Here is a 17,441-nt window from a genome sequence, read left to right as displayed (position 1 = left end):
ATGATCGAACCGTAATGGAATGAGACGTCGACCGATCGCCACGTTCAGTGCGTAAAAATGACTTTGCATGGAGAGCCGGAGCCGTTCGGTCGCTCTGTTCCACGCGGTAGTTTCCTTTCGGGCACGATTGAGGGCCCACCCGGGAAAACGCTCGACGGAAATCCCCGGGGACGAAACAGCTCGCCTTCGAGGAGCCTCTCATTCCTCCGTGCCACCGAACGTGCGACCGACCGTGTCACCGCACCGAATCCACACCGGCCGCCTTACGTCATCGGCGGTTGATCCGGTGATCGCGGACCTCGGGTTCGCGGCTTTCGCCGAACGCAACCGCCCCCGCTACACGCTCTATGCCCAGGCCCGCCTCTCCGCGGAGGAGCATTCCTCGGCCGCGGTGGAGAACACGCTCGCCTCCGCCCGCGAAGACTGGCAGTGGCTGATGAGCGGGCCCTGCCCGGCGGCCGAGGTCTGGGAACAACTCCGGCTTCAGGTGGAGCGACAGGGCGAACGTGTCGCCGCGCTGAACCCGGTTCTGGCCGAGCTGTACCGGCGGCTCCCCCACGTGTCCGCGGACAGCGTGGTGTTGTGCCGCCTGCTGGCACTCCCCGTCGCGGAGGCGGCCGAGTTGATGGGCGTCGAACCGTCCGCGGTCGAGGCGGCGCTCACCGCCGCGCGCCGGGCCCTCCCTCAACTCAGCGACACGGAGGCGCCCTTGAGGCACCTGTGACCCCCGGCGTGCGCTGTCTCCTCGCGGTCACTCCGATCCGCCACGTTCGCGCCATCCCACGCCGCGCTTCACCCGAATCAGCGCTGGTGCGGCTGAGCGCCGCCCTCCTAGGATGGGCAACTCCCCTGCGGACGGGGCGGAATCGGCGAGGGGACGGGCCGTTGGTGGAGCACCATCATGTCGATCTGTCGTTGCCCAGCGCGGCACGGATGTACGACTGGCTGCTGGGCGGCAGCAACAACTTCGAAGCGGACCGGAATGCCTGCGAGTTATTGCTCGAAGTGGCACCCACCTCGCGTGAGATCGCGCTGAACAACCGGTGGTTCCTCCAGCGCGTGGTCCGGGTGCTGGCGGAGGAGCACGGGACAAGGCAGTTCATCGATTTCGGCTCGGGTCTTCCGACGCAGCGCAATGTGCACCAGATCGCGCAGGAGGTCGACCCCGATTCCCATGTCGTCTATATCGACAACGATCCCGTGGTCCTCTCGCTGGGTCAGTCCCTGCTCGACGAGAACGACAACACCGCGATCCTGTCGGTCGACATGACGGACACCGACACGGTCTTCGGGCACCCGGACTTCACCCGGCTCATCGACTTCACCAAGCCGGCGGCCGCCCTGTTCGTCTCCGTGCTGCACTGCCTGCCGGACAGCGCCGGCCCAAAGGCCCTGGTGGAGCGGGTCGTTGACCGGCTCGTCCCGGGCAGCTTCGTCGTCGTGTGCCAGCTCGTGAGCGACGATCCCAAGGTCCGCGACGACGTCACCGAGCTCATGCGGGTCCAGACCGGGGGCCATTGGGGCCGGGTCCGGGAGGAGGCCGATGTGGCGGAGATCTTCGAGGGGCTCGTCGTGGAGGATCCGGGACTCGTCGATGTGACCGACTGGCGCCCCGACTCCGAGCTCCAGCAGCGTCAACGCAGCATCGAGTGGACCGAGTTCGGCGGGCTGGGGAGAGTACCGCCCCGGTAGCAGGTCCTGTTCGGCGACTAGGAGTACCGCTCGACGGCCTCGTCCAGCATGCGTCGGCTCTCCATGGGTGAGGCACATGCCTCGCCCTGGATGCGCAGCAGGAGTTGGAGGTGCCGCTCGAAGTCGTTCTCCTTCGTCGGCCAGGGCTTGGCCCGCTCCTCTGCGCTCAGCGCGGGCTTGTTGTAGTAGTCGGCCTTGCGGTAGCCCTCGACGTAGACGAGGTCGGGAAGGCCGCCGCGGCCGAACTGGAGGTGGGCCATGCCGCCCGCCATCGAGGCCTCGTTGCCGGCGATCATCCGGTCGAGGAGCACGAACCTGATGGTGATGTGCGGGAGTTGGGCCATCGCCGCCAGATGGCGCATCTGGTCGCGCATCACCTGGTCCGAGCCGGCCCGCCGCAAGAGGACGGACTCGTCCATGAGGAACACACAGCGCGGCGGTTCGGCCTGGCCGAACACCCGCTCCTGGCGCTCCCGGCGCATGGCGACTCGGAGCGCCATCTCGGGGCCGCCCCACTCCGTGAGGTGCAGACCCGTGCGGAGGATGCAGCTCGCGTACTCGGGAGTCTGCAACAGGCCCGACACCAGACGTACGTCGTACGTGGTGAGCCCGATGGCGACGCACTCGAGGCCGAGGAGCCGCCGCAGATAGTCGGGGGTGCAGTCGTCGAATCTGTTCTGGAACCATTCCGGTTCCTGCGCGCGGGAGAACAACATCGTCAACTCGTCCCGGGCCGGTCCGTCGAGTTTCAGATGTGTCATCACCGCTTCGACCGTGCGCCTTTCCGGCATGGAGTCGGCGTTTTCCAGCCGGCTGATTGTCGAATTCGAAACGAGGGTGGCCTTCGCCAGCTCTTTCTGCGTGAGACCGGCAGCGTCGCGCAATTCCTTGACGGCAAGACCAAGCATGATGACGGCCGCCGTCTTTGTCGTGTCCGGCCCGGCCGTATGCCGGGCCAGACGATTGATCGGAATCGGATCCCGGGACACGCCTTCTCCTTCGACGGGCAGTCAGCTTCACATGATGACACGCCCAGGTCGGAGGAGTTGCCCTAACTTGTGTACTCCGCCGCCTAGTTGGGACTACCAAGGGTGTCGAACTCGCCCTTCTTCGCACCGTCGAGGAAAGCGCTCATCTCCTCGGCTGTAAAGATCAGCGCGGGTCCGGCGGGATCGGTCGAGTTTCGTACGGCCACGCCGCCCCGGGGCAGCGCGGCCAGTTCGACGCACATGCCGTTCGCTTCGGACATACGGCTCTTCACCCATGTTCCCGGGATGAGGTCGGAGGCCATTCCGTTCGTGAAGTTCTGCATCAGGGGCGAACCCTCTCCGTTCGACAAGACCGCTTTTCGGCCGGCACACGATTTTGGGCTGGCGCACACGACAGCCCCATGAAATCCCGTCATGCAATTTCATGGCGCGACGTGAAGAAATGCTAGCGGCCGGAATTCGAACAATGCCGTCCCACGTACGGGTGGAAGGTGCCCCCGCTGACACAAAGCTGTCACACGCGCACCGGAATCCCCCGCCGGGCGGCCGGGGTTGGCACTGGTACGACCCCGCTTCGAGACCGGGGCCCGCACGACGAAGGAGCGACGACCATGACCGTTGACCTGACGACGACGGATCTCCAGGCTTTCACCCAGGACTGGCTGGAGTGGTATCGCGGGCAGGAGGAACGGCTCGCCACTCCGCACGGGTTCCTGGCGATCACCGGGCTGCACTGGCTCGACGACCGGCCGCAGCGCTTCCCGGACGCGCCGGGCACCTGGTGGACCGACGCGGCCGGGGTCGCCGTGGCCCTGGACGACGGTGAGGAACTCGTCGTGGACGGAACGCCGGTGCGGGGTGAGCACCGCTTCGGTGTGCTGCCCGAGCGGGGCGGGGTCGACGCGGTCTGGGGCGATGCCGTGATCGAGGTCGCCAAGCGCGGCGGGAACGACATCGTGCGGCCCCGCCATCCGGACGCGCCGCTGCGCACCGACTTCGCCGGTACGCCCGCCTACGCGCCGGATCCCCGCTGGGTGGTCCAGGGCCGCTACACGGCCTTCGACACACCGCGTCCGACGACGGTGGGCGCGGCGGTCGAGGGCCTTGAGCACGTGTACGACGCGCCGGGCCGGGTCGAGTTCGAACTCGACGGGCGTCCGCTGGCCCTGACCGCGTTCCCCGGACGGGTGCCGGGCAGCCTGCTGCTGCTCTTCACCGACGCCACCTCCGGGGTGACCACCTACGCCGCAAACCGGGCCCTCGCCCTCACCCCGCCGGCCGCCGACGGCACGGTCGTCCTGGACTTCAACCGCGCGACGAACCTGCCGTGCGCCTACACCGACCTGGCCACCTGCCCGCTGCCGCCGGCGGAGAACCGGCTGCCGGTGGCCGTCGAGGCCGGCCAGAAGACGCCCCGTGAGCGGGGAGGCACCGCCTGACACGGCCCTCCGTCCCCCGTCGACAACCATGCGCGCCCCTCAGTCGTCCCCCTCATAGGGGCGCGCCGGTTCTCGCGCGGCCCTGTCCCTCACCGACACTGCGTACCGATGTCGAGCAGGAAAGAGGCCGCATGCTCCGTATCCACTTCACCTCGCGGGACCTGCAGCACATCCGGGTCGCCCGCCGGCCGCATGTTCTGTGGGAACTCGTGTGCGGTGTCTGCCGGTTGGACACGCGGCAGGGGGCGCTCGAGTTCGGGCACTGGCGCCGGTCGGTGCGTGCGGGGCTGGCGGCGGATCCGCGGGCCCGGCGCGCCCTGTCGCCGTTGCAGACGCTGATTCCCTCCGTGGGCTACATCCCCGACTTCCTCACGCCATCGGTCCCCGACGGCGGTCTGGCCGCCGGTCTCGACGAGGTGCGGGCCACCTCCCGCACCCGGCTGACCCGTGAGCTGTCCCGGCTCGCCGAGTCGCAGCCGCTGCCGCCCTGGGTGTCCACCCTCGACAGGCCCGGCTCCAAAGGCCTGGTGACGTTCACGCGAGCCGTGGAGCTGTCCGCCAAGACGCTGCTCGAACCGTACTGGCCGCGCGTCCGGACAGCCGTCGGCGACGACGTCGAGCTGCGGTCCCGCGCGCTCCTGGACGGTGGCACCTCCGCGCTGCTCAACACGCTGCGCCCGCACGCCCGTTGGCACGACCCCGTCCTCGAGGTGGACTATCCCGTCGACCGGGACCTCCACCTCGAGGGGCGCGGCCTGCTGCTCGTCCCGTCGTACTTCTGCTGGCGCAGGCCCACCGCGCTCGCCGACCCCACGCTCGGGCCGGTGCTGGTCTACCCGGTCGCCAAACATCCCCTGGAGATCGTCCGCGCGAACCAGGACGGGCTGGAGCGGCTCCTGGGCCGTACCCGGACGGTCGTCCTGGCGCATCTCGCCGACCATGGCGCGCGGACGACGTCCGAGGTGGCCGCGGCGGCCGACATCTCGCTGCCCGGCGCCAGTTACCAGCTCGGCATCCTGCGCGAGGGAGGGCTGATCGCCAGCCGCCGGGAGGGCCAGTTCGTACGGCACTCGGCGACTCCCCTGGGTCTGCGCCTCCTTGACGAGCGGTGAACGCGCCGACGGGTGCGCCGAGTTGGTCTACCGAGCGCGGCAGGTGAGGGGTTCGCGCAGGCCCAGGTGTTCGCGGAGCGTCGTACCGGTGTAGTCGGTGCGGTAGACGCCGCGTTCCTGGAGTGCGGGCACGAGCAGGTCGACGATGTCGTCCAGGCCGTCGGGGATCAGGTACGGCGTGACGTTGAAGCCGTCGACCGCGCCGTGCCGGACGTAGTGGGCGAACTTGTCCGCGAGGCCTTCCGGGGTGCCGACATGGCCGCGCTGGGGGCCGAGCGCGATGACGGTCTCGCGCAGCGACCAGCGGTTGGCGTCGGCCTTCTCCCGCCATTCGGCGACGACTTGGCGCGGATCGGCGATGCGCCGTGCGCCGAAGGAACCGTCGTTCTCGGCGACGACCGGGTCCTCCTTGGGCAGCGGTCCGTCGGCGTCGCGGCCGGAGAGGTCGATGCCCCACAGCAGGCCGGCGATGCCCAACGCCGTTGCGGGGGTGACCTGTTGGAGGCGGATCCAGCGCTTCTTCTCCAGGGCCTCCTCCTCCGTGGCGCCGATGATGATCTCGGTGCCCGGAAGGATGCGCAGGTCGTCCTCGGGACGGCCGGCGGCCCGCAGTCGGGCCCGTAGGTCGTCGGCGAAGGCGAGCGCGTCGTCGAAGTCGTTGCCGTGCGCGGAGAAGATGACGTCGGCGTTGCGGGCGGCGAAGTCCCGGCCCTCCGCGGAGTCCCCGGCCTGGAAGATCACCGGGTGTCCCTGGGCGCTGCGCGGCAGCGTGGGGGCGAGGTCGACGTCGAACTGCGGTCCCTGGTGGCGGACTTGGCGTACGGCGCCAGGTGCCGCCCAGGCCGGAGCGGCGGCCGAGCCGGACACGGTGCCGTCCGTCCAGCCGTCCCAGAGGGCGCGGGCGACGGTGAGGGACTCCTCGGCGCGCCGGTAGCGGTCGGCGTGGTCGAGGTAGCCGCCGCGGCGGAAGTTGGCGCCGGTCCAGGCGTTGTCGGTGGTCACCACGTTCCAGCCGGCGCGGCCCTCGGAGAGCAGGTCGAGGCCTGACAGGCGGCGGGCGAGGTCGGTGGGTTCGTTGAAGGTGGTGTTGGAGGTGCTGACCAGGCCGATGCGGTCGGTCACGGCGGCCAGCGCGGCGAGTTGGGTGATGGCGTCGGGCCGTCCGGCGACGTCGAGGTCGTGGATCTGTCCGTCGACCTCGCGCAGCCGCAGCCCCTCCCCGAGGAAGAACGCGTCGAACAGGCCGCGTTCGGCGGTCTGGGCGACGCGCCGGAAGTTGGCGGGGTCGATCTGGGAGCCGCTGGCCGGGTCGGACCAGACCGTCCAGTGGTTGACGCCCTGGAAGAAGACCCCGAAGTGGAGTCGGGCATCGGGGCGGGGGACGTCGAGAGGGTCGGTGCGGGTCATCGGGCTTCCTCCTGGGCGGCCGCGGCGGCGTACCGGTTCGCGGGCCGGTCGAGGCCCAGGTGTGTGCGCAAGGTCGCGGCGGGCAGGGGCCGTAGCGCGTGCCGTCGTTCGAAGAGGTGGGGCAGGACCAGCCGGGACAGTTCCGGCAGGTCCTCGTCCAGGACCAGCGGGTGCAGGCGCACTCCGTCCACCACGTCCCTCAACTCCCCCAGGAGCGCGGCGAGTCCGGCGGCGGAGCCGATGTGGCGCAGCCGTCCGCGGTCGGTCCAGGGCGTGTGTTGTTCGAGGTCGGCGACGCGTTCCTCGGCGGTGGCGTGCGCGGTGTCGAGGGCGATCTCGATCTCGGCGAATGTACGGGGTGTTCCGGCGGCGGACGCGCTCGCGGTGACGGCCGCGAGGTCACGGCCGTCGACGAGGGCGATGTCGAGAAGGTGGCCGGGCACGCGGTCGGGGCGGCCGAGCACGACGAGTTGGCCCTGCGGCGGACGCGGCACGATCGCCGGGCCCTTCACCGTGTAGGTGTCGCCGGTGAAGTCGACGTAGTGCAGCCGGTCGCGGTCGAGATAGCGGCTGGTGGCGACGGAGCGGATGACCGCGTCGTCCTCCCAGGAGTCCCACAGCTCCCGGACGACCTCGACGCCGTCACGGGACTCGCGAGCGCGGGCCGCCGCTCCGTCGACGAGCGGGCGTCCCCAGACGGAGGCCGCCTCGGGCCGTGACTCCTCGCTCACCACCCACCCGGCGCGTCCGACCGAGATGTGGTCCAGGGACGCCAACTGGCTTGAGACATGGAAGGGTTCGGCATACGTGAGCGGTACGACCGGCGCGATGCCGACGACACTCGTCGACGCGGCGATGAACGCGGCCCGTTCCACCGCGCCGATCCGGCCGACCGTGTCGGGTCCGGCGCCGGGCGGGAGTGCCCCGTCGTCCAGGGTGAGCAGGGTGAACCCGGCGTTCTCCGCGTCGGCGGCGACCCGGGCCACCCGGCGCGGGCTGAGCAGATGGTCGGGCGAGTGGGCGGCGCGGCGCCAGGCCGCGGGATGGGCGCCGTCACCGTCGATTTCGAGGGCGAGCCGCAGGGCGGGGCCGGACATGGTGGTTCCTTCCGAGAACGCGCGGAGACGGCCGGCCCGATGGACCGGCACGGGTCAGGGATGTACGGAAGGACAGACCGCGGAGGCGGTACGGCAGTAGTCGACATGCCGCCGGATGATCAGCCGCGCGCCCGGGACGACACCGTGAGGTGCGGCGTCACGTGCGCGCATGGGGCCTCCACCCGTCCGGGAGCGATCTCCTCAACCTTCGTCGTCGACCCCGGAAGATGTCAAGACATTAGATGCACGCGCATGCGATAGTGCGGCGGCGGCCCGCGGGCGATAAAGCGTTGGCCGCGCTCACGAGCGTGCTGCTAACTTGCCGTAGGCCGTGACAGCACGCGAGGAGGTGAGACTCATGAACGCAGTATCCAGGTGGGTGCTCCCCCTCTTCTCCACGGTTGGGCCAGCGACCTAGAGGTCGCCGGGAGCGCCGCACGACAAGGCGATCCCGAAAGGCAGCACCCCATGAACTCACCGCACTTCCACTTCACCGCCGAGACGACGTCCGACGGTGTCATCCAGCACGACTTCACCATGGGCGAGGTCACCGGCGCCCTCTGGTCGCCCGAATCCGGTGCCGACCGCGCACCCCTGGTCCTGATGGGGCACGGCGGCGGCAACCACAGGAAGTCCCCCGCCATGACGGGCCGCGCCCAACTCCTCGTGGCGCAGGGCGGTTTCCACGTCGCCGTCATCGACGCACCCGGCCACGGCGGCCGCCCCCGCACGGCGCACGACGAGCGGGAGATCGCCATGATGCAGCGGGCGATGGCGGCGGGCGAACCGGTCGGCGAGATCGTCGTCCGCTACAACGCCCACCTCGCGGAGCGCGCCGTACCGGAGTGGCTGGCCACTCTCGACGCCCTCCAGGAACTGCCGGAGATCGGTGCCGACGGTCCGGTCGGCTACTACGGCCTGAACATGGGCACCGCGATCGGAGTGCCGTTGACGGCGGCCGAACCCCGCATCACCGCCGCGGTGTTCGGGCTCTTCTGGTACGACGAGTCCCTCGCCGAGTCGGCGCGACGGATCACCGTTCCGATCGAGTTCGCGCTCCAGTGGGACGACGAACACATCCCGCGCCCGTCCGGTCTCGCGTTGTTCGACGCCTTCGCCTCGAAGGAGAAGTCGCTGCACATCAACTCGGGCGCGCACAAGGAACTGCCCCGGTTCGAGGCGGACAGCGCGGTCCGGTTCTTCGCCCGGCACCTGACCGCCGGCGGCTCAACGGCCTGACGGGTCACCGCGGTTGCGGCCCGGCGTCCTCTCCGAAGTCCATCCCCGTCATGAGTTCGGAGAAGGCGCCGGCCGCACCCGGCGACGTGAAGAGCCGGTCGAGCCGGGCGCGCGCCAAACTCCGGTGAAAAGGACCCGAGTCGGTGGCATCACCGGCGTCGTGAAGCATGCGGGTCATCCAGTGCGAGAACTCCTGGTCGTTCCAGACCCGGCGCAGGCACCGCTGCGAGTAGGTACGCAGGGCCGTGTCGTCGTGGTCGTGCACGGAGTCCCGTACGGCCCGGGCGAAGAGATCGGCGTCGTAGAGAGCGAGGTTCATGCCCTTGCCGCCCATCGGCGAGACGATGTGCGCCGCGTCGCCGACGAGGAAGAGACGGCCGTAGTGCATCGGGTCGTGGACCAGGCTGCGGAGGCGGAAGATCTCGCGGTCGGTGATCGGGCCGGAGACGAGGGCCGGGTCGCCGAGCCGGGTGCGCAGCGCGTCCCAGACGCGGGTGTCGGTCCAGGCGTCGGGGTGGTCGTCGGGCGGGCACTGGAGGTAGTAGCGGCTGGCGTACGGGCCGCGCGGGAAGTGCGCGGCGAAGCCCTGCGCGCTGACGGCCAGCAGCGGATGGGCAGGCGGCGGGGCGTCGGCCATGACCGTCAGCCAGCCGATCCCGTGATCGAAGGCGTACGGCGTGAGGACCCCGTCGGGGACGGACGTACGGCTGATGCCGTGGTCGCCGTCGCAGCCCGCGACGAAGGAGCAGGCGATGGTGCGGAGTTCGCCGTCCGCGGTGCGGTAGCGGACGGTGGGGCGGTCGCCGGTCAGGTCGTGCAGGGAGACGTCCGCGGCCTCGAAGCGCAGGTCGCCGCCGTCCTCCAGGAAGGCGGCGGTGAGCTTCTGGACCAGCATCTGCTGGGGGCAGAGGCGGGCGGTGGGGCCCTCGGAGCCGTCGTAGTCGGAGACCAGGTGGGTCTCGCCGTCGACGCGGAGTTCCAGGATGCCGTCGTGCGGGACACCGCCCAGGACGCGGTCGGCGAGCCCCCACGAGTCGAACATGCGGACGGCGCGGGTCTCGACGATGCCGGCGCGCTGGCGCTGTGCCACGTACTCACGGGTCTGCCGTTCCAGGACGACGCAGTCGATCCCGCTGCGCCGCAGCAGGTTCGCGACGGTCAGTCCGGCCGGGCCCGCGCCGATGACCACCACCGTCGTGGATTCCGGCGACCCGCTCAACTCCCGCACACTGTCGGCCACTTGACCACCTCCGGATGCACCCTATCGATGCCGGGGGCTCGGCCGACCGACAGTCGGTCACTTCACTTCGATCGTCACCTTCCAGGTCTCGACGATCAGGGGGCAGAGGCTGCCGGGGTCAGGGACGCAGCGGCGTTGTGCGCTGACGGTGGCGACACCGGCGGATGCCGCGTGGAAAACGGCCGTGGCGTCTCCGGACGGGTACGTGGCGTCGGCGGCATGGGCGAGCACCGCGGAGTTGCCGGATTCCGGAGCGGTCCAGGTGTAGGTGAATCCGCGCTCGCGGGAGTGGGTGAGCCGGATCTCGACATCGCCACCGGAGCTCGCGGGCACCGTCCGGCCGTTGTCCGCGTTCGTGAGCACGGCGCGTCCGGCCTGGCGTGCGTGCGGCGGCTGCCCCTGAGCGGCGGCGGAGGTCGTGACGGCCACGAGGACCAACCCCGCGGCTCCAAAAGCCGTGGACCACTTCGCTGTTCCCATGATTCCCTCTCCTCGCACCCGCCGGGCCGGCGGTCGTGCCGCCCAGCGGCTCAACGGGGCGGAGGAGGACGGGTCACCGACAACCACCCGTTCGTGCGGACCCTGTGCCGCAGCAGTGCGCGTGTTATGAATCGGCACGCGTGACCGATAGGACAAGAAGACAGACAACCGTTCGACCGGCCCCACGGGTGAGGACCGGTCGGGGTCGCCGATGCCGGGGTCCGCTCCCCGGGCTGCGGTGATCTTCCTTCCCAGGAGGACCTCCCGCATGTTTCGACGTATTGGCAGTGGCGTCGTCAGACACCCCGTCTGGACGATCGTGGCATGGCTGATCGCGGCGGTGGCGATTGTCGCCACCGCCCCCGGTCTGCCGTCCAACAGCGACGAGAGCAGTTTCCTGCCCAAGAGCTACGAGTCCATCAAAGCGGCGGATCTCCAGGCGAAGGCGTTCCCCAGCGCCTTCACCCCGTCCGCGATCGCGCTGTACCAGCGCACCGACGGCGGCAGGCTCACCGCCGCCGACAAGAAGGACGTCGCCCGGATCACGACCGAACTGGGCAAGAAGCACATCGACCAGGTGCAGAAGGTGGTCCCCGGCCAGCCGTCGAAGGACGGCAGGTACACCATGACCCTGGTCCAGATGGACAGCAAGAACGCCGGTCAGCCCGTACAGGCCGATGCCGCGAAGGTGTTGCGCGACGACGTCAAGCAACTGGCCAAGGGCACGGACCTCGACGTGAAGCTGGGCGGTTCCGCCGCGCAGGCGCTCGACCAGCAGGACTCCTCCAAACGCGGCGAGGCGCTGATCGGTATCGGCACCTTCCTCATCATCCTGGTGACCCTGCTGATCATCTTCCGCGCGCCGATCCTCGCGTTCCTGCCGCTGGTCCTGATCGGCGTGGTGGCGTCCATCGCCAACGGGCTGATCGCGTACGCCACCAAGCTGTTCGGCCTCCAGGCCAACAGTTCCGTCTCGTCGATCCTGATCGTCGTGCTGTTCGGCGTGGGCACGGACTACTTCCTGTTCCTGATGTTCCGCTACCGGGAACGCCTGCGATCCGGTGACGAACCGAAGCAGGCCATGGTCAACGCGGTCGCCCGGGTCGGCGAGGCCATCGCGTCGGCCGCCGGCGCGGTGATCATCGCGTTCCTCGCGCTGGTGCTGTCCACGCTGGGCTTCCTCAAGCAGATGGGTCCGGCGCTGGCCATCTCGGTCACCGTCACGCTGATCGCGGGCCTGACCCTGATCCCGGCCGTGGTGTCGCTGATCGGGCCGAAGGTCTTCTGGCCCTCCAAGTCGTGGCAACGGGAGCCGGAGAACGCCCGGTTCGCTGCCCTCGGCCGCGGTGTGCAGCGCCGGCCCGCGCTGACGGCCGCGCTCTCCGGGCTGGTCCTCGTGGCGCTGTCGCTGGGCACCCTCGGCTACAAGGCCACCTTCGACCTGGCCTCGGGTTCCATGCCCAAGACCAAGGAGTCGATGGTCGTCCAGGACGAGATGCAGAAGGCGTACTCGGCGGGCGCCGCCGCCCCCACCGACGTCTATCTCTCCAGCACCGACGGCGGGCCGCTCGACAAGGGCGCCTTCACCTCCTACGCGGAGAAGCTCGGGGCCGTCGACGGTGTGGCGAGCGCCCGGATGAGCCAGGTCAACCAGGGCGGCACCACGGCCGACTTCACCGTCACGCTGAAGTACGAGGCGTCCACGGAGAAGGCGATCGACGCCGTGGGCCGGGTGCGCGAGGTCGCGCACTCCGCCGCGCCCGACGGCACCGAGGCCGTGGTCGGCGGTATGTCCTCGATCTACAAGGACATCAACTCCGCGGTCAACCACGACTACCGGACCGTCTTCCCGGTCGCCGCCCTGCTGATCATGCTGATCCTGGGACTGCTGCTGCGCAGTGTGGTCGCGCCCTGGTACCTCATCGCCTCGGTGGGTCTCGGCTTCGGTGCCACCCTCGGCGCGACCGTCTGGATCTTCCAGGACGCGCAGGGACATCCGGGGCTGATGTTCATGCTCCCGGTGATCATGTATCTGTTCGTGGTCGCCATCGGCACGGACTACAACATCCTGATGATCGCCCGGCTCCGCGAGGAGGCCCGCGAGGGCCGCGACCCGCGGGAGGCGGCGAGCATGGCGCTACGGCACGCGGGGCCCACCGTGGCCGCGGCCGGTTTCATCCTCGCGGCGACCTTCGCGACGATGATGCTGGCGGGCAACGCGCTGCTCACCGAGATGGGTTTCGCCGTCTCCTTCGGCATCGCCGTCGCCGCGTTCGTGATGGCGATGTTCTTCACGCCCAGCCTCACCGCCCTGATCGGCCACGCCGCGTGGTGGCCCGGCAACGCCGACCGCTCCCAAGAGACCCCGGCCGACCCGGACACCGTTTCCGACACCTCCGCCGGCACCGGGGAGCAGGACTCGGTCACCCAGGGTCCGACGGGCCGTCGCGGGTAGTACGGCATGGGGCCTGTCCGCCGATCTCGTACGACCGGTGGACGGGCCCCGCGCAGCTGGTGGCAACGGTCAGTTCTCGAGGGCCTGTTGGACGGTCGGGTGGCAGTCGATGAATCCGTCGATCCCGACGAGTTGGATGATGCGCAGCACGGCCGGGGCGGCTCCGGCCAGTCGTAGCCAACCGCCCGATTCGGCGAGCGCGCTGTGCACGGCGATGAGGATGTTGATGCCGCTGGAGTCCATGAAGGTGACATCGCTCAGGTCGACGACGACGCGCGGCGCGGCGCCCTCCGGCGGGTCCAGCGCCTCCCTCAGCGCACCGCCTGACTGATGGTCGATCTCTCCGGCCGCGGCCACGACCAGGGTGCCGCCGACGATGTCGGTCCTGACCGACAACCGCCGCGGCTGCCCCGCTTGTTCGGTGTTCACCATCTGTCCTCATACACAAGTCGCTGAGCGATACGGATCAGGATTTTCGACGGATCAGGATTTTCATCCGAAGTGCTGCCCCGCATCGTACGGTTGATGCTTGTGTCCGGTGGAGCCGACAGAAAATGACGGAGTGCCCTTTGCTTCACGGGGTATGCGCCGGGCACGCGGAAGGCGGTGAAACGATCCGGATGGAACCAGATTCGTCGGCGGACGACGACACAGCGCCGCAGGCCCGGGCCCTGCGGTCCACCGTGGCGTTGGACGGGGACGGCTCGTGCATCGCCGAGGCCCGTCGACTGGCCGCGCTGTTCCTCGCCCGGGCGCGGACCGAGTACGGGCTGCCGGTGTCGGCCCGTGCCATGGATCTCACGCAGTTGGTGGTGAGCGAGTTGGTCACCAACGCCCGTAAGTACGCGCCCGGTCCGGTGCTGATGGAGCTACGGATCGTCGATGCCCTGGTCGAGGTGGCGGTGTGGGACTCCGACCCGGTGCTGCCGGCCGCCCGTGCCGCGGACGCCCAACGGGTGGGGCAGCACGGCCTGGAGATCGTACGGGCGGTGGCACGAGGTTTCGAGGCCCGGCGCGAACCCGTCGGCAAACGCATCACCGCCCGCATCCCGTTGACGGACGCCCCGGATGGCGCCACATCCCCGCTCATGCCGCCGGGTTGAGGCGGTTACGGGTTCGAGATCGTGTTGTCTCCCTGCCGCGCTTGGCGGGCACGCCCTCGCACACCTCCGTAACTACGTTGCCTGTCCCGCGACTTGAGGTGCGGGCCGGTCGGCGGACGGACCAGCGGTGCATTGCATACTGACGCCCATGCGGACAACGGAGCGCGCACTCAGACGCGCGTGGCACACCATGACGGCGGGCTCCGACCTGCTCGACGACATCATGTTCCCGCCCGTCGGCACATCGGCGGACCAGTACACGCGGAGCAGGGGCGACTCCGGTGGCCTCTTCCTCGTTCTGGACGAGGACGGCACCGTGCGCGGACTTCGCGGTCCGCACTGGGAGTTCTTCGCCACCCGGGACCACGACCAGGTGCTGTACTTCGTCGCGGAGCAAGCGGTCCGCGATCTCGCCGAACACATCGTGGCCCACTCCCCCGGCCGCGGGCCCGCCGTCAATCTCGTCACCGGGCAGGCCGAGTTGCTGGACCGGATCAACCCCGCGTGGGGCAGCAGATTCCGCGACGGCGGCATGGACGGTACGGACCCGGCGCGGCCCTGCGGACGCGATCCGCTGGAGCGCTTCGCCTGGATCGTCGGCGAATGGCGCGACCAGAATCCCTACACCACCCTGGCCTTCTTCCGCGGCGCGGACGTCGGCGCCGAACAGGTCGCCCTGCTCCACGGAGCCGACCCGGCCCAAGTCGCCGCCGGGACACGCCTGTCGGACCTGCATGACATGGACGAGCCGGGCCGCGAGTACGGGGACCAGGTCTGGCAGACCTTCTGCTTCGGGGAGTCGGGCGGTTGGGCGTTCCTGATGTACCACGAGATCCCACCTGGCTCCCGGCCCGACAGCGCGGCTCTCGCCCGGCTCGGAGTCACGGAGACCGTGCGGCTGACCGCCACGTCCGCGAAGGGCCTCTACACCTTCACCTACACGCGCGAGGGCGGTCGCATCGACGAGGGCCGGGGCACACCGGAGTTGCTCGGGTACGAACGGGGAAGGGCCCCCTACTACCGGGGCGGCCAACTCGACTTCCTCAACCGAGCGTTGCGCCGCGCCGAACTGGACCACCCTTATCTGGTCGACGACTTCGAGCTGTACTTCCACGCTCTGGAGGTCTCGCTCGGTCTCCAACTCCCCCGGCAGGACATCAGGGACGGCAAGGTCCGCGCCGCGCGGTGGGCGCGCGGCGGCTCGGGGCAGGGGTAGCGATCAGGCGGTCACCGTCTCGACGTGGTGGATGAACTCGCTGATGTGGTTGGCGAGTTCGGGCCACAGTTCCTGCGGAAGGCCGTGGCCCATTCCGCCCAGGATCAGCAGTTCGGCACCGGGAATCGCCGCGGCCGTGGCACGACCCCCGCTGACGTCGCACACGAGGTCGTCGGCGCCGTGCACCACCAGCGTCGGCACCCGCAGTGACCGCAGCCGTTCGGTCCGGTCGCCGGTGGCCACGACGGCGAGGCCCTGGCGCTGGATGCCGAGGGGGTCGTATCCGCGGTCGAAGACGCGTCCGGCCCGCTCGGCCGCCGCGGTCTCGTCGAACGCGAAGCCCGGGGACGCGGCGAGCCGCAGGGCGCACACCTGCCACGCGACGAAGGCCTCCCGCTCCTGCGGTGGTGCTCCCAGTCCGGCGAACACGGAGAAGTCGGCCTCCCCCACTCCTGGCTCGCCGGTCGTGGACATCATCGAGGTGAGCGAGCGGGCCCGCTCCGGGTGCTCGATCGCGATCATCTGGGCGATCATCCCGCCCATCGAGGAGCCGACGAGGTGGACGTCGGTGAGGTCGAGCGCGTCGAGCAGACCGACGGTGTCGGCCGCCAGGTCGGAGAGCGTGTAGGACGCCGAGGAGAGGTCGCCGGCCAGGGCCGCCGCGAAGTCCGGCACGGGTGCGTCGGGGAAGTGGGTCGAGCGGCCGGCGTCTCGGGTGTCGAAGCGGATCACGTGCAGACCCCGGTCGACCAGCGCCCGGCAGAATCCCTCGGGCCAATTGATCATCTGGGCGCCCGCTCCCATGATCAGCAGGACCGGAGTGGCTTCCGGGTCACCGAGACGTTCGTAGGCGATCTCGATTCCGGACGGGCCGACGTTCCGCGCTGTCAGTTCTGGCATGGCCGAAACCGTAGCCATCGCGCGGGCGGGAAAGATCGATCCACGGTCCGACGTTTTTCGCGCGCTCCCCGGGTTACGGTGGAAGCGGCCGAGGCATTCGCTCGACACGCGGATGCACCTCGCCTCCCCTAGAGTGTTGTGGTCGACGTGTTCATTCCGGCCGGCTCTCGCCGCCGACCCCCTTCCGTCGATTCCCCGTATGACGTACTCGAGCAGTCCGAGCATTTCGGGAGGAAAACACCATGCCCTTCGCCACCAGTACGGACGGCACGCAGATCTTCTACAAGGACTGGGGCGCGGGACAGCCCGTCGTCTTCTCCCACGGCTGGCCGCTGACCGCCGACGCGTGGGACCCCCAGCTGAAGGTGATGGCCGACAACGGCTTCCGGGCCGTGGCCCACGACCGGCGCGGGGGCGGCCGTTCCGGCCAGCCCTGGGACGGCAACAACCTCGACACGTACGCCGACGACCTGGCAGCGGTCATCGAAGCCCTGGACCTCCACGACGTGATTCTCGTCGGCCACTCGACCGGCGGCGGTGAGGTCACCCGCTACATGGGCCGCCACGGCACCGGCCGCGTCGCCAAGGCCGTCCTGCTCGGCGCGATCCCGCCGCTGATGCTCAAGACGGACGCGAACCCCGAAGGTCTGCCGATCGACGTCTTCGACGGCATCCGCAAAGGCGTGGAGACGGACCGTTCGCAGTTCTACAAAGATCTCAGTGCCTCGTTCTACGGCGCCAACCGGGACGACTCGACGGTCACCCAGGGAACCCGTGACGAGTTCTGGCTCTGGAGCATGACCGTGGGAATCAAGGGCGCTTATGACTGCGTCAAGGCATTCTCCGAGACCGATCTCACCGAGGACCTGAAGAAGATCGACGTCCCCACGTTGATCGTGCACGGCGACGACGACCAGATAGTTCCCATCGTGGCTTCCGGCGACAAATCGTCGAAGCTCGTCAAGGACGCGATCTACAAGGTTTATCCGGGCGCTCCGCACGGTCTGGCGATGGTGCCGAAGTTCGCCGAGCGGTTCAACGCGGATCTGCTGGAATTCGCCCGGAGTTGAGT

At 69.5% G+C, this 17,441-nt stretch carries 17 protein-coding genes; 9 read left to right on the top strand and 8 right to left on the bottom strand.

Going from position 1 to position 17,441, the window contains the following annotated elements:
• The first annotated feature begins 286 nt into the window (after nt 1-286).
• Together JHN63_RS01095 and JHN63_RS01090 are read left to right on the top strand one after the other, a co-directional pair.
• On the top strand, nt 287-724 hold the full coding sequence (locus JHN63_RS01095) for a sigma factor-like helix-turn-helix DNA-binding protein (RefSeq protein ID WP_200676716.1): 438 nt from the start codon (nt 287-289) through the stop codon (nt 722-724).
• 164 nt (nt 725-888) lie between these two features.
• Complete coding sequence (locus tag JHN63_RS01090) at nt 889-1,692, top strand: SAM-dependent methyltransferase (RefSeq protein ID WP_200676715.1); 804 nt, start codon at nt 889-891, stop codon at nt 1,690-1,692.
• 17 nt (nt 1,693-1,709) lie between these two features.
• On the opposite strand, the gene JHN63_RS01085 is transcribed toward JHN63_RS01090, so the two are convergent.
• Both JHN63_RS01085 and JHN63_RS01080 read right to left on the bottom strand, forming a co-directional pair.
• Entirely contained in the window at nt 1,710-2,600 is an 891-nt protein-coding gene (locus JHN63_RS01085) for a helix-turn-helix transcriptional regulator (RefSeq protein WP_267953690.1), read from the bottom strand.
• A 164-nt stretch (nt 2,601-2,764) separates the two neighbouring features.
• Nucleotides 2,765-3,004, bottom strand: coding sequence for a DUF397 domain-containing protein (locus JHN63_RS01080; protein ID WP_200676713.1), 240 nt, complete (start codon nt 3,002-3,004; stop codon nt 2,765-2,767).
• 288 nt (nt 3,005-3,292) lie between these two features.
• Between JHN63_RS01080 and JHN63_RS01075 the strand changes: the two genes are divergently transcribed.
• Both JHN63_RS01075 and JHN63_RS01070 read left to right on the top strand, forming a co-directional pair.
• Nucleotides 3,293-4,120: a DUF1684 domain-containing protein gene (locus JHN63_RS01075; protein ID WP_200676712.1), complete on the top strand. Its 828-nt coding sequence runs from the start codon at nt 3,293-3,295 to the stop codon at nt 4,118-4,120.
• A 131-nt stretch (nt 4,121-4,251) separates the two neighbouring features.
• Nucleotides 4,252-5,232, top strand: coding sequence for a helix-turn-helix transcriptional regulator (locus JHN63_RS01070; protein ID WP_200676711.1), 981 nt, complete (start codon nt 4,252-4,254; stop codon nt 5,230-5,232).
• 27 nt (nt 5,233-5,259) lie between these two features.
• On the opposite strand, the gene JHN63_RS01065 is transcribed toward JHN63_RS01070, so the two are convergent.
• Both JHN63_RS01065 and JHN63_RS01060 read right to left on the bottom strand, forming a co-directional pair.
• Entirely contained in the window at nt 5,260-6,639 is a 1,380-nt protein-coding gene (locus JHN63_RS01065) for an NtaA/DmoA family FMN-dependent monooxygenase (protein WP_200676710.1), read from the bottom strand.
• The gene (locus JHN63_RS01060; RefSeq protein WP_200676709.1) at nt 6,636-7,736 is read right to left on the bottom strand and encodes an LLM class flavin-dependent oxidoreductase; all 1,101 of its coding nucleotides are present in this window, start codon (nt 7,734-7,736) and stop codon (nt 6,636-6,638) included. Before JHN63_RS01060 ends, JHN63_RS01065 begins: the two co-directional genes overlap by 4 nt.
• Before the next feature lie 468 nt (nt 7,737-8,204).
• On the opposite strand from JHN63_RS01060, the gene JHN63_RS01055 reads away from it, so the two are divergent.
• Complete coding sequence (locus JHN63_RS01055) at nt 8,205-8,975, top strand: alpha/beta hydrolase (protein ID WP_200676708.1); 771 nt, start codon at nt 8,205-8,207, stop codon at nt 8,973-8,975.
• Nucleotides 8,976-8,979: 4 nt separating this feature from the next.
• On the opposite strand, the gene JHN63_RS01050 is transcribed toward JHN63_RS01055, so the two are convergent.
• Both JHN63_RS01050 and JHN63_RS01045 read right to left on the bottom strand, forming a co-directional pair.
• A complete protein-coding gene (locus tag JHN63_RS01050; RefSeq protein ID WP_200676707.1) occupies nt 8,980-10,215 on the bottom strand; it encodes a 4-hydroxybenzoate 3-monooxygenase in 1,236 nt (411 codons plus the stop codon).
• A 57-nt stretch (nt 10,216-10,272) separates the two neighbouring features.
• Nucleotides 10,273-10,695 carry a hypothetical protein gene (locus JHN63_RS01045; protein ID WP_200676706.1) on the bottom strand — a complete coding sequence of 141 codons (423 nt, stop codon included), beginning with the start codon at nt 10,693-10,695 and terminating at the stop codon, nt 10,273-10,275.
• A 268-nt stretch (nt 10,696-10,963) separates the two neighbouring features.
• On the opposite strand from JHN63_RS01045, the gene JHN63_RS01040 reads away from it, so the two are divergent.
• The gene (locus JHN63_RS01040) at nt 10,964-13,150 is read left to right on the top strand and encodes an MMPL family transporter (RefSeq protein ID WP_200676705.1); all 2,187 of its coding nucleotides are present in this window, start codon (nt 10,964-10,966) and stop codon (nt 13,148-13,150) included.
• Between the two features lie 69 nt (nt 13,151-13,219).
• Here JHN63_RS01040 and JHN63_RS01035 read toward each other — a convergent pair whose 3' ends face one another.
• Nucleotides 13,220-13,582 (bottom strand): STAS domain-containing protein, encoded by a 363-nt coding sequence (locus JHN63_RS01035; RefSeq protein ID WP_200676704.1) that lies wholly within the window; start codon nt 13,580-13,582, stop codon nt 13,220-13,222.
• A 188-nt stretch (nt 13,583-13,770) separates the two neighbouring features.
• Here JHN63_RS01035 and JHN63_RS01030 point away from each other — a divergent pair, with 188 nt between their 5' ends.
• Both JHN63_RS01030 and JHN63_RS01025 read left to right on the top strand, forming a co-directional pair.
• A complete protein-coding gene (locus tag JHN63_RS01030; protein WP_200676703.1) occupies nt 13,771-14,253 on the top strand; it encodes an ATP-binding protein in 483 nt (160 codons plus the stop codon).
• Between the two features lie 148 nt (nt 14,254-14,401).
• Complete coding sequence (locus JHN63_RS01025; RefSeq protein WP_200676702.1) at nt 14,402-15,469, top strand: hypothetical protein; 1,068 nt, start codon at nt 14,402-14,404, stop codon at nt 15,467-15,469.
• A gap of 3 nt (nt 15,470-15,472) precedes the next feature.
• Here the strand turns inward: JHN63_RS01025 and JHN63_RS01020 are convergent, their stop codons facing one another.
• A complete protein-coding gene (locus tag JHN63_RS01020; RefSeq protein WP_200676701.1) occupies nt 15,473-16,369 on the bottom strand; it encodes an alpha/beta fold hydrolase in 897 nt (298 codons plus the stop codon).
• A gap of 242 nt (nt 16,370-16,611) precedes the next feature.
• Between JHN63_RS01020 and JHN63_RS01015 the strand changes: the two genes are divergently transcribed.
• Nucleotides 16,612-17,439, top strand: a complete 828-nt coding sequence (locus JHN63_RS01015; RefSeq protein ID WP_200676700.1) for an alpha/beta fold hydrolase — start codon at nt 16,612-16,614, stop codon at nt 17,437-17,439.
• Nucleotides 17,440-17,441: the final 2 nt, after the last annotated feature.

This window comes from Streptomyces sp. MBT65 (assembly GCF_016612545.1).
Taxonomy (GTDB): domain Bacteria; phylum Actinomycetota; class Actinomycetes; order Streptomycetales; family Streptomycetaceae; genus Streptomyces.
The sequence above is the reverse complement of the archived record's forward strand: the minus strand, read 5'-3'. Positions and strand labels throughout refer to the sequence as shown.

Coding starts and splice junctions, on each gene's coding strand:
- JHN63_RS01085 (WP_267953690.1), bottom strand. CDS start 2,600: ATGCTTGGTCTTGCCGTCAAGGAATTGCGCGACGCTGCCGGTCTCACG.
- JHN63_RS01080 (WP_200676713.1), bottom strand. CDS start 3,004: ATGCAGAACTTCACGAACGGAATGGCCTCCGACCTCATCCCGGGAACA.
- JHN63_RS01075 (WP_200676712.1), top strand. CDS start 3,293: ATGACCGTTGACCTGACGACGACGGATCTCCAGGCTTTCACCCAGGAC.
- JHN63_RS01070 (WP_200676711.1), top strand. CDS start 4,252: ATGCTCCGTATCCACTTCACCTCGCGGGACCTGCAGCACATCCGGGTC.
- JHN63_RS01065 (WP_200676710.1), bottom strand. CDS start 6,639: ATGACCCGCACCGACCCTCTCGACGTCCCCCGCCCCGATGCCCGACTC.
- JHN63_RS01060 (WP_200676709.1), bottom strand. CDS start 7,736: ATGTCCGGCCCCGCCCTGCGGCTCGCCCTCGAAATCGACGGTGACGGC.
- JHN63_RS01055 (WP_200676708.1), top strand. CDS start 8,205: ATGAACTCACCGCACTTCCACTTCACCGCCGAGACGACGTCCGACGGT.
- JHN63_RS01045 (WP_200676706.1), bottom strand. CDS start 10,695: ATGGGAACAGCGAAGTGGTCCACGGCTTTTGGAGCCGCGGGGTTGGTC.
- JHN63_RS01040 (WP_200676705.1), top strand. CDS start 10,964: ATGTTTCGACGTATTGGCAGTGGCGTCGTCAGACACCCCGTCTGGACG.
- JHN63_RS01035 (WP_200676704.1), bottom strand. CDS start 13,582: ATGGTGAACACCGAACAAGCGGGGCAGCCGCGGCGGTTGTCGGTCAGG.
- JHN63_RS01030 (WP_200676703.1), top strand. CDS start 13,771: ATGGAACCAGATTCGTCGGCGGACGACGACACAGCGCCGCAGGCCCGG.
- JHN63_RS01025 (WP_200676702.1), top strand. CDS start 14,402: ATGCGGACAACGGAGCGCGCACTCAGACGCGCGTGGCACACCATGACG.
- JHN63_RS01020 (WP_200676701.1), bottom strand. CDS start 16,369: ATGCCAGAACTGACAGCGCGGAACGTCGGCCCGTCCGGAATCGAGATC.
- JHN63_RS01015 (WP_200676700.1), top strand. CDS start 16,612: ATGCCCTTCGCCACCAGTACGGACGGCACGCAGATCTTCTACAAGGAC.